The organism is Actinosynnema sp. ALI-1.44 (genome assembly GCF_001984155.1).
GTDB lineage: Bacteria > Actinomycetota > Actinomycetes > Mycobacteriales > Pseudonocardiaceae > Kibdelosporangium.
In genome coordinates this window covers 521,562-532,678 of sequence record NZ_MTQO01000053.1, presented here as the reverse complement: position 1 = coordinate 532,678, position 11,117 = coordinate 521,562, and the positions used below count along the sequence as shown (strand labels likewise).

The following is an 11,117-nucleotide window of genomic DNA, read 5'->3' as shown; positions in this document are numbered from 1 at the left end:
TTCACAGACCGCCGATTATCTGGTTGAGGTGGCGCAGGCTGCTCGCAGTGTCCTGTTTCGGCGTATCGACCGGACTCCGGTCGCTCAGTGCGGTGTCCTGTTCGAGGACGTACCACCCGTCGTAGCCCGCTTGGTGGACGAAGCGGACGACCGCCTCGATGTCCACGTCCCCCTGACCGAGCGGCACGTACATGCCTTGCCCGACCGCTTCGGTGTAGCCGAGTTCGCCCGCGCGGACCTTGTCCGCGAGGTCGGCTCGGACGTCTTTCAGGTGCAGGTGCCCGATCCGCTCCGGGTACCGCTCGGCGAGCGCGACCGGGTCGGTGCCGCCGATCATCAGGTGCCCGGTGTCCAGGCACAGCGGCAAGTCCGAGTCGCGCACGAACCGCTCCACCTCGGCCTCGGTCTCCACGTGCGTGCCCACGTGCGGGTGCAGCACAGTCCGCAGGCCATGCGACTCGGCGATGTCACGGATGTCCGCCGCTGTGGTGATCAGCGTGGACCATTCCGTGTCGGTGAGCGCGGGACGGTCGTCGTATCCGGCGAGACCGGTAGCGGCCGCGAGCACGAGCACTTCGCCGCCGCATGTGGCTAGAAGTTTCGCCGTCTGTTCGGCTTCGGTGACGCTGGACGAATCGTGCAACGGAACCGCGAGAAATCCCCCGACCAGTGTCAGGTTGTACGTGGTCAGCAGGGCACGCAGCTCGGCCGGGTCGGTCGGCAGGTACTCGGGCGGGCCGAGTTCGGTCGCGGTCAGGCCGAGCTCGGCCATCTCGCTCAGCACCGTGTCCCGGTCGAGCACCACGCCCCAGCCAGGGACTTCGCAGACGCCCCACGAGATCGGCGCTCCAGCGAGCTTCACGCGACCACCTCCTGCTCGATCTTCACGGGCACGCCGGTCCGGCGCGACTCGTCACACGCCAACGCCAGGCGCAAGCTGGTCAGGCTGTCCCGCGCGGGAGACGGGTTCGGCACGCGACCAGCGACAACGTCCACGAACACGGCCATCTCGTTGAGATACGCGCGGTGGAACCGTTCCGGGAAGCCGGGATAAGCGTTCACGGCGACCTTCGGGCCGTCCGGTTCGAGCGACGTCAACGGCGTGCGCGAGTCCACGCCGACAGCGAGGGAATCCTTGCTGCCCAGTACTTCGATGCGGTGGTCGTAGCCGAGCGGGTCGTGCCGGCCGCCGACGAGCACGGCGTGCGCACCACCGGCGAACTTGAGCATGACGACGGCGTTGTCCACGTCGTCGGCGTCCGCGAAGGCCTGGTCCACCAGGACGGACCCGGACGAGTACACCTCCACCACCGGTTCGCCGACCAGCCACGGGACCGCGTCGAGGTCGTGGATCAGCAGGTCGCGGAAGATCCCGCCGGACGCGGGCAGGTAGGAGAAGTCCGGCGGTTCGGCGTCGTTGCCGGTCGACCGGACCAGGTACAGCTTGCCCACCTCACCGGCGCGGATCCGCCGGTGCAGCTCGGAGACCGCCGGGTCGAACCGGCGCTGGAACCCGACGAGCACATCGACACCGGCGGCCTCGATGTCGTCGACCAGCGCGCTCATCTCGGCGTAGTCGCTCGCGATCGGCTTCTCGCACAATGCGGGCGTCCGTGCGGCGAGGGCACGGCGGATGGTCTCGGGGTGGGACGTGGTCGGAGTCGCGATCAGCACGCCGTCGCTGGCGCTGAGCAACGCGTCCAGGTCGTCGACCGCCTGCGCGCCGATGCTCCCCGCCACTTCGGCGGCGCGGCCGGGGACCGGGTCGAACAGGACGACCTCGTCCACCGCGTCGAGTGAGGCGAGGTTGCGCGCGTGCATCGTGCCGATCCGGCCGACTCCGGCTACTCCGATACGCATTCTTCTCCAATGGATCCGCAGGTCAAAGCCAGTCTTTGTTAGAGCGCTCTACTTGTTGGAGCGCTCCAATGCTGTATCGTGTGCCAAGTCGTGTCAAGGGCGCGTCGCCCGCTTGTTACAACCCGGAGGACCTCTTGACTCGCCCGACCATGGAAGACGTGGCCCGGCTGGCCGGTGTGTCACGCGCGCTGGTCTCCCTGGTCATGAACGACTCGCCCAAGGTGAGCGAGCAGCGCCGCAAGGCCGTGCTCGACGCCGCCGAACAGCTCGGCTACTCGCCGCACGCGATGGCGCGGTCGTTGGCCAGCCGGACGTCGACAGTGCTCGGCGTGATGGTGTCGGACCTGCACAACGCCTTCTTCGCCGAGGTCGTCGACGGGATCGACGAAGTGGCGCAGGCGGAGGGCTTCGAGCTCATCATCAACACCGGCGGCCGCAGTCCCGCCCGCGAACGCAGGGCGGTCAACGGCCTGCTGGCCTTCCGCCCGGCCGGGTTGGCGCTGCTCGGCCCGGTCGTGCCACCGAACACGCTGGCCGAGGCCGCCGAGCAGGCGCCGACGGTCCTGGTGGCCAGGTCGTCCCGTCTGTCGACTTTGGACACTGTGAACGACGACGGCGAAGCGGGCTCAGCCCTGGCCGTCGACCACCTGGTGTCGTTGGGCCACGACGAGATCGCCCACCTGGACGGCGGCGTCGGCTCGCAGGCACCGCAGCGCAGGCGCGGCTACATCGCGGCGATGCAGCGCCATGGCCTGGCACCGCGCGTGATCCCCAGCGAGTACACGGACTTGGCCGGGGCGAAGGCCGTACGCCAACTGCTCGAACAAGGAGCACTGCCGACGGCGTTGGTGGCGGCCAACGACTTCAACGCGGTCGGCGCGATCTCCGCACTGGAAGAGGCCGGACTGCGCGTCCCCCAGGACATGTCGGTCGTCGGGTACGACAACACGTCGCTGGCGGGCCTCAGGCACGTCTCACTGACGACAATCGACCAGCCGCGCCACGAGATCGGCAGGCTCGCGGGCGAGGCGCTGGTGCAACGGGTCCGCGGCGAACGCACCGAGCCGGTGAAGAAGCTGCTGCACCCCTCTCTCGTAGTCCGCTCGACCACCCAAGCCAGGAGCTGAAATGTCAGAGCTTGTCCCGCACTACATCGACGGCGCACGGGCAACAGGAGCCTCGGTGGAGACCGGCGACGTGTTCGAGCCGTCCTCCGGAGCGGTCGCCCGCAAGGTCGTGCTGGCCGCACAGTCCGACGTGGATCTCGCGGTGGCGTCGGCGGTGAAGGCTGCGCGGGAGTGGGCCGAGTCGTCGCTGTCGACGCGCAGCCGGATCATGTTCGCCTTCCGCGAGCTCGTGCACCAGCACAGGGACGAACTGGCGGCGCTGATCACGGCGGAACACGGCAAGGTGCTGTCGGACGCGGCGGGTGAAGTGCAGCGCGGGCTGGAAGTCGTGGAGTTCGCCTGCGGCATCCCGCACCTGTTGAAGGGCGAGCACTCCGAGCAGGTGTCTCGTGGTGTGGACGCGTATTCGGTACGGGAGCCGCTGGGTGTGGTCGGGGGGATCACGCCGTTCAACTTCCCCGCGATGGTCCCGATGTGGATGTTCCCGCTGGCCATCGCGGCCGGGAACGCCTTCGTGCTGAAGCCTTCCGAGCGCGACCCGTCGACGGCGGTCCGGCTGGCGGAGCTGTTCAGCGAAGCCGGACTGCCCGCAGGTGTACTGAATGTCCTGCAAGGTGACGCGACCGCAGTGAACGCACTCCTGGACCACCCAGACGTGGCAGGCGTGTCGTTTGTCGGCTCAACGCCGATCGCCAAGCACGTGTACGCGCGCGGGACGGCGAACGGCAAGCGGGTGCAGGCGTTAGGCGGGGCGAAGAACCACATGGTCGTGTTGCCGGACGCCGATGTCGAGGTCGCGGCCGACGCGGCCGTGTCCGCTGGCTACGGCAGCGCGGGTGAGCGTTGTATGGCGATCTCGGTGGTTGTGGCGGTTGGAGATGTCGCGGACCCGCTGGTCGCCGCGATCGCTTCCCGAACCGGTTCCCTGGTGACAGGCCCCGGCACAGACCCGGCATCCCAAATGGGGCCGCTGGTCACGGGTGTGCACCGCGACCGCGTGACCTCATACGTGGACGCCGGGATCGCTTCGGGTGCTGCGTTGGTCGTGGACGGGCGCGGGTTCGTTCCGGCTGGGCATGAGGGCGGCTTCTGGCTGGCGCCGACGCTGTTCGACGACGTGACCCCGGAAATGTCGATCTACCGAGACGAGATCTTCGGCCCGGTGCTGTGCGTGGTGCGCGTGCCGACGTTCGACGCCGCCGTGGAGTTGGTCAACGCCAACCCCTACGGCAACGGGACGGCGATCTACACGGGCGACGGCCTGGCGGCGCGTGAATACCAAAGGCGCGTGCATGTGGGGATGATCGGGATCAACGTGCCGATTCCGGTGCCGATGGCGTACTACTCGTTCGGCGGGTGGAAGGACTCGCTGTTCGGCGACACCCACGTGCACGGCGCGGAAGGCGTGAAGTTCTACACGCGCGCCAAGGCCGTGACGTCGCGGTGGCCGCGCCAGTCAGGCATCGACCTCGGCTTCCCCACCCACGGGTGACACAAGAAGAAGATGGACAAGCCCCCACCCAACCCGGGGGGCGTCCCTGCTCCAGTCTATCGGCAATTGGGGCCGGTCAAAGGGTTACTGGCGAGTTGTGGACTACTGGATTTGCCGGTGGCACCACTGCTTCGATGGGCGGAACCAATTTCAGTGGGGTTGGCTTGCTGGTTTTGTTGGGCGCCAGAGGTTTTCGTTGATGACCATGCCGCCCTATCGAGTGAATGCGGTTTTGTTTAGGGATTTTCATGTTTTCTGTCGGTACGGTGGAGGCATGACGCAGATCGGGGGTTCTTCCCTTTGGCAGGCCAGCAATCGAGAGCTGGTCGCCCGCCTCACCGCGTCTGAGGAACGGTTGCGTCGCGCCTACGCCGAGCACCTGGAGCTGTTGGCGGAGCTGGATTCCCGTGGTGCCGCCTACGAGTTGGGGTACAGCAACAGCGCCGCGCTTCTGGTGCACACGCAGAACATCACTCGTAGCGAGGCCAACCAACGCCTTGCTCATGCCGTCGCCCTTCATGAGACGAGGACTCCGGCTGGCGCTGTGGTTGACGCTTCGCTTCCGTTGACCGCTGCGAAGCTTGCCTCCGGTGAGATCGGCGTTGGGCAGGTGGAGGTCATTCGGAGGTTTGTCGGCAGCCTCAGTCACCTCGCGCCGGAAAAGGTCGCGCTGGCTGAGGACATCATGGTCGAGCGCGCGGCTGAGGATGATCCAAACGCGTTGGCGCGGTACGGCGAGCGGTGGGTACGGGATGTTGTCGACCCTGATGGGACTCCGCCCCGCGATGAAGAGCCTCAACGGCCGGAGCGTGAGTTGCGGCGGCATGTTTTCCGTGATGGGCGGATGGAGTTCAAGGGTCGGTTGGATGCCGAGACCGCTGCTCTCTTCGAGGCTCTGCTGGCCCCGTTCGAGAAGATGGAGTCCGGTGATGCTCGGGGGTTCTCCGAGCGGGGTGGGGATGCCTTCGCCGATGTGCTCCAGCAGGCGGCCAACTGTCCTGACTCGTCGACTCACAACGGGTACAAGACCGAGGTCGCCTTCACCATCTCCATGGATGAATTGACCCGGTCAGTCGATGGCCGGGTTCTACCCGGGACTCGGTTGACTGCCGGTGAGGCGCGGCGGATTGCCTGTGACGCGCATGTCCTTCCCGCTGTCATGGGTGGGGAGTCGAAGCCTTTGGATGTCGCCGTTCCCGCTTATGTCGTTCCCGCGCACATTCGGCGAGGGCTGGTGTTGCGGGATCGCGGGTGTGCCTTCCCCGCCTGCGATCGGCCCGCGAGTGTTTGCCACAGCCATCATGTGCGCTCGTGGCTCAAGGGCGGGCCGACCGCTCTGGGGAATCTCGTTCTACTGTGCGGAACTCATCATCGGTTGGTGCACCGGAGTGAGTGGGAGGTGCGGCTCGACGACGGGGTCGCGTGGTTCACTCCGCCCGACTATGTCGATCCCGCGCGTACGCCCCGCCGCAACCATCAGCATCAACGGCGCTCACAAAGCGCCTTGTCCACTACGGACAGTACTGCCGCGTTATTGCGCTCGCTGTCCGCGGGGTTCTTCAGCCCTGACATCGCCGTCACCCCGATCGATGCCTGGCGGCCGTCTTCCGTTGCGCCGCCTCGGGTTTCGTAACCGTGGATGTCACCGCCGTGGCCCCAGTACACACCGCCGCACGTCAACGGCGTGCTCATGATGCCCAGGCCGTACTGGGCTCCTGGCCAGAGCTTCGCCGGGACTGTCTTCTTCATCTCGGCCAGTTCCTTCGCCGGAACCAGTTTCCCGCCGACCAGGGCTCCGTAGAAGCTGTTGAGGTCCGCCGGTGTCGTCACCAGTTGCCCTGCCGCCCAGCCCCATGACGGGTCCATGTTCGTGATGTCGATGATCCGGCCGTCTTTCGCTCGGGCGTAGCCGTGCGGGTGCGAGCCGCGGATCGTTCGTTCCCCGACGTTCGGCCAGTAGGTGTCACGCAGGCCGATTCGGTCGATCACGCGGGTGGCCACCTGCTCGGCGATGGGACGTCCTGTCACGCGTTCGACCGTCAGACCCAGCAGTGCGTATCCGGTGTTGCTGTACTCCCAGTCTGTTCCCGGTTTGAAGCTCGCCGGGTTCGCCAGCGCCGCGTCCACCAGGCGCCGGGGGTCGAAGTAGGTGTCCCTGACCTTCTCGATGTCGTCCAGGCCCAGGTACTTCGTGTAGTTCGGCACGCCTGACGTGTGTTGCAGCAGTTGGCGGATCGTGATCGCGTTGCCGTCTATGCCCTCGCCGCGCACCATTCCCGGCAGGTAGCGCTCGATCGGCGCGTCCAGCTCCACCTTTCCTTCCGCCACCAGCTGCATCACCACTACCGCCACGAACGCCTTGGTGTTGCTGCCCGCGCGCACTCGACCGTTCCTCGGCGGCGGGAGCGGCCTGCCGACCTGGGACACGCCCGCTGTGTAGGTCACGGGCCTTCCGCTCTTGTCCACGGTGAGCAGCGCCGCCGGGTATCCCTCTCGCTGCACCAGGTTGTCGAGTTCCGGGCGGGTCCCTGTGGCCTCTGGTTGTGCCGACGCTGTGACCGCTCCGGCTGCCAGCGCCGCCGCTACGACGGCGGTCAGCAGGCTGTACTTCATCTTTTCCTCCTCGGCAGGATCGACACCGCCAACCCTGCCGACTCCTTACCTCGAACGCAGTCACCCCTGTGACCGCATCTTTGGTGGGGCTGGCACTACCTCGCGGTGATCTTCGCTATCTTCCCGTTCTCCAGTGCCGCCCACACCGCACCGTCCTGGGCCACCGCTATCCCGTGGGGCTCCGAGTTCGGTGTGGGCAGGTCGTACTCGGCTATCTTGCCTGCCAGGGTTATGCAGCCGATCTTGTTGGCGCCCCACTCGGTGAACCACAGGGTTCCGTCATCCGCCGCCACGATCGCGTGCGGGCGGCTTTCCCGGTTCGGCAACGGGAATTCGTCCACGTGGCCGTCGACCGCGATCCGGCCGACCTGGCCCGCGCCTATCTCCACGAACCAGAGGCCGCCGTCGCCGCCGTCCGTGATGCCGACCGGGGCCGCGTTCTCCGTCGGCAGCGGGTGGATCGTCACGTCTCCGCCGACGTCGATCCGGCCGATCGCGTTGGCCTGGTTGAGCGAGAACCACAGGCCGTTGTCCGGGCCCGCCGTGATGTGGCCGGGGAACGCGCCCGCCACCGGCAGCGGGTACTCCGTGATCGCGCCGTCCGGGGTTATCCGGCCGATCCGGTCGAGGTTGATCTCCGTGAACCACAGCGCACCGTCGGGCCCCGCCGTCAACCCGTACGGCTCCGCTTCCGGTGTCGGCAACTCGAACTCGGTCAGGTCACCTTCGACCGTGATCCGACCGATCCTGTGGCCCTGGTACTCGGTGAACCACAGCGCGCCATCCGGGCCCTGCACAATCACGGTCGGCCCGCTGCCGGCCGCGACGTCGAACACGCGGGTCTCACCCGCGTGGAAACGGGCGATCTTCGCCGCCTTCACGCAGGTGAACCACATCGCGCCGTCAGGACCTGCCGTGATCCCGTACGGGCCCGAGTCCGGCCCCGTGACGTCGAACTCCTCGATCATGGCCCGACCATACTTGCCTGGTCGCGGGCACGCCTGCGCACCAGCGGCCAGGCGAGGATCGCCAGGATCAGCACGTAGACGGTCACCGACATCGGCGAGTTCACCAGACCGCTGACGCTGCCGTCGCTGATCTGCAGCGCCCGTCGCAACTGCTGTTCCGCCGCCGGACCGAGGATCACACCGATCACCGCGGGCAGCACGGGTAGACCGTAGCGGCGCATCGCCAGGCCGATCAGGCCGATGACGAACAGGACCACCAGATCCACCACGTCACCGCTGACCGCATAGGCGCCCACGCTGGCGAAGAACAGGATGCCCGCGTACAGGTACGGCCTCGGGATGCGCAGCAGCTTCGCCCACACCGGCGCCAGCGGCAGGTTCAGCACCAGCAGCAACACCAACGCGATGAACAGGCTGGCGATCAGGGCCCACACCAGGCCGGACTCACGCTCGAACAACAACGGGCCCGGCTGGATGCCGTACTGCTGGAACGCCGCCAGCATCACCGCGGCGGTCGCCGTGGTCGGCAGGCCCAGCGTCAGCATCGAGGTCAGCGTCCCCGACGCCGACGCGGACGCCGTCGCCTCGGGTCCGGCCACACCCTCGATCGCGCCCTTGCCCCACTCGTCCTTGTTCTTCGACAGCCTGCGTTCGGTCACATAGGACAGGAAGGTCGGGATCTCCGCGCCACCGGCCGGGATCGCGCCGAACGGGAACCCGATGAACGGCCCGCGCAGCCACGGCCGCCACGAACGCCTGACGTCACCCCGGCCCAGCCACGGGCGGCCGACCGGGATCGGCTCCGCCTGGATGCGCCGCAGGTGCGCGGCCACCCACAGGGACTCGCCGACCGCGAACAGCGCGACCGCGACGACCACGACGTCGATGCCGTCGGACAGGTGCAGCGAACCGAACGTCAGCCGCTGCTGACCGGTCATCTCGTCCAGCCCGATCAGCCCGATCGCCAGGCCGATCAGCAGCGAGGCGAACCCGCGGACGCGGGACTTGCCGAGCACCGACGTCACCGAGATGAACGCCAGCAGCATGATCGCGAAGAAGTCCGGCGCGCCGATGCCGACCGCCAACTTGGCGACCACGGGTGCGAGCAGCACCAGCAGCAGTGTGCCGATCATGCCGCCGACGAAGTGCCCGATCGCCGCCGCGGCGAGGGCCTGCGAGCCCCGGCCGCGTTTGGCCATCGGATTGCCCTCCATGGCCGTGACCACCGACGAGGTCTCACCTGGCGTGTTCAACAGGATCGACGTGGTCGAGCCGCCGAACATGCTGCCGTAGTAGATACCGGCGAACATGATGAAGGCGCCCGTCGGGTCGAGCCCGTACGTGATCGGCAGCAACAACGCGACGGCCATCGCCGCGCCGATACCCGGCAGCACACCGATCGTCGTGCCGAGCAGCACACCGATCACCGCGTACATCAGGTTGACCGGGGTCAACGCGGTACCGAAACCGTCGATCAGAGAGGTGAAGGAACCCATCACAGCACTCCCATCAGCGGCCCGCCCGGCAGCGACACCCCGAGCAGGTCGTTGAACACAAAGTAGGTGACGAGCGAGAGCCCGGCCGCGACGAGCGGGTCACGCACGAAGTCACGGCTCCCCAAGGCGTACGCCGCCCCCCAGAACAGCACCGCGCCGGAGATCGGGAACCCGAGCGGCCCGATCAGCACCACGTTCGCCAGGAAAGCCGCGGCCAGCAACAACACTGTCCGCCAGTCGCCGGGGGCGCTCAGATCGATGTCCTCGCCGCCTTCGGCTTCCCCCTTGCCACCCCTCAACACGTCCCTGGCCAGCAACGCGGCCACCAGGATCAGCGCGCCGCCGACCACGATCGGCACCACGTCCGGTCCGATGCCGCGCTGCGCCGGGATCGCGGGCATGCTGATCGCGTCGACGAGCACGAGCACACCCAGCGCGGCCAGCACCACGCTGACCCCCAGCTCCGAGTACTCCTTGTACCAGGGCTGCCTTTCTACTGTGGACCCTTGCCCGCTCATACCAGCCCCAGCTCCTTCAGCGTCGTCGCGACCCGGTCGTTCTCGGCCGCGAGGAACTTGCCGAACTCGTCACCGGGCTGGAACGCCGAGGTCCAGCCGTTGCGCTTGAGCACTTCCCGCCACTGCGGGGACCCGGCCAGCCTGGTGAACAGGTTGACCAGCCTGCCGCGCTCGTTCGTGCTGATCCCGGGCGGCGCGACGATGCCGCGCCAGTTGGTGAACTCGACGTCCACACCCGACTCCTTCAGCGTCGGCGCGGTGACCCCGGCCAGCCGGTCCTTGCTCGTCACGGCGAGGACCCGCAGGTCGCCGGACTGGATCTGGTCGCGGTACTCGCCGATACCGGACACGCCGAAGGCGATCTTGCCGCCGAGCACCGACGCCAGCAGCTCACCGCCGCCGTCGAACGGCACGTAGTTGACCTGCCTCGGGTCCATCCCCGCGGCCTTGGCCATCAGCATCGGCGCGAGGTGGTCGGGACCGCCCGCGCGGGACCCGCCGCCGACCGGGATCTGGCCGGGGTTGGCCTTCCACGCCGCCAGCAGCTGGCCGATGTCCTTGTAGGGCGAATCCTTGCTGACCACGACGATGTCGGGTTCCTCGATCAGCTTGGCGATCGGCGTGGTGTCCGCAAGGGACGACGGCGACTTGTTCGTGTACACCGCGCCGACCACACCGAGGCCCATGGACATCACGAGCTTGCCGTTGCCTCGCTCGTTCACGATCCGGCCAAGGCCGACCGTGCCGCCCGCACCGGGCAGGTTGAACACCTCGATCCGGCTGGCCAGGTCGGCTTCCTCGATCGCCTTGGCGGCGTTGCGCGCCGTGATGTCGTAACCACCGCCGGGCGCGTTCGGGACCAGCACCCGCAGCCCGCGGACCTGGTCACCCACGTCGTCGTCGCTGCCGGAGCTCAGCAGCGGCGGAATCAGCAGCACGGCGGCGAGCGCACCGAGCACGGCCAGCAGCGTCTTCATCATCACCTCTCTGTGACCTGGACGACAGCGTTGACTTATGTTGCACGCGGTTTACCGTGATGTCGC

The 11,117-nt window shown here is 67.6% G+C and carries 9 protein-coding genes and 1 pseudogene; 3 read left to right on the top strand and 7 right to left on the bottom strand.

The annotated features are described in order from the left end of the window. Position 1 precedes the first annotated feature (1 nt). Entirely contained in the window at positions 2–862 is an 861-nt protein-coding gene (locus ALI144C_RS44435; protein WP_076993269.1) for a sugar phosphate isomerase/epimerase family protein, read from the bottom strand. Continuing rightward, entirely contained in the window at positions 859–1,860 is a 1,002-nt protein-coding gene (locus ALI144C_RS44430) for a Gfo/Idh/MocA family protein (protein WP_076993268.1), read from the bottom strand. The genes ALI144C_RS44435 and ALI144C_RS44430 overlap by 4 nt, the downstream gene beginning before the upstream one ends. Before the next feature lie 134 nt (positions 1,861–1,994). On the opposite strand from ALI144C_RS44430, the gene ALI144C_RS44425 reads away from it, so the two are divergent. The 3 genes and pseudogenes from ALI144C_RS44425 to ALI144C_RS44415 all read left to right on the top strand — a co-directional run. After that, the gene (locus tag ALI144C_RS44425; RefSeq protein ID WP_076993267.1) at positions 1,995–2,987 is read left to right on the top strand and encodes a LacI family DNA-binding transcriptional regulator; all 993 of its coding nucleotides are present in this window, start codon (positions 1,995–1,997) and stop codon (positions 2,985–2,987) included. Between the two features lies 1 nt (position 2,988). Further along, complete coding sequence (locus ALI144C_RS44420; RefSeq protein ID WP_076993266.1) at positions 2,989–4,479, top strand: CoA-acylating methylmalonate-semialdehyde dehydrogenase; 1,491 nt, start codon at positions 2,989–2,991, stop codon at positions 4,477–4,479. Between the two features lie 199 nt (positions 4,480–4,678). After that, positions 4,679–5,851 (top strand): annotated as a pseudogene (locus ALI144C_RS44415) (DUF222 domain-containing protein); the annotation flags it as partial. Between the two features lie 110 nt (positions 5,852–5,961). Here the strand turns inward: ALI144C_RS44415 and ALI144C_RS58125 are convergent. From ALI144C_RS58125 to ALI144C_RS44390, 5 genes are all read right to left on the bottom strand, one after another. After that, a complete protein-coding gene (locus tag ALI144C_RS58125; RefSeq protein ID WP_076993264.1) occupies positions 5,962–7,092 on the bottom strand; it encodes a serine hydrolase domain-containing protein in 1,131 nt (376 codons plus the stop codon). A gap of 95 nt (positions 7,093–7,187) precedes the next feature. Then, positions 7,188–8,060 (bottom strand): Vgb family protein, encoded by an 873-nt coding sequence (locus ALI144C_RS44405; RefSeq protein WP_076993263.1) that lies wholly within the window; start codon positions 8,058–8,060, stop codon positions 7,188–7,190. Continuing rightward, positions 8,057–9,556, bottom strand: a complete 1,500-nt coding sequence (locus ALI144C_RS44400) for a tripartite tricarboxylate transporter permease (protein ID WP_076993262.1) — start codon at positions 9,554–9,556, stop codon at positions 8,057–8,059. The genes ALI144C_RS44405 and ALI144C_RS44400 overlap by 4 nt, the downstream gene beginning before the upstream one ends. Then, positions 9,556–10,074, bottom strand: coding sequence for a tripartite tricarboxylate transporter TctB family protein (locus ALI144C_RS44395; RefSeq protein ID WP_076993261.1), 519 nt, complete (start codon positions 10,072–10,074; stop codon positions 9,556–9,558). The genes ALI144C_RS44400 and ALI144C_RS44395 overlap by 1 nt, the downstream gene beginning before the upstream one ends. Continuing rightward, the gene (locus ALI144C_RS44390; RefSeq protein WP_076993260.1) at positions 10,071–11,054 is read right to left on the bottom strand and encodes a Bug family tripartite tricarboxylate transporter substrate binding protein; all 984 of its coding nucleotides are present in this window, start codon (positions 11,052–11,054) and stop codon (positions 10,071–10,073) included. Before ALI144C_RS44390 ends, ALI144C_RS44395 begins: the two co-directional genes overlap by 4 nt. Positions 11,055–11,117: the final 63 nt, after the last annotated feature.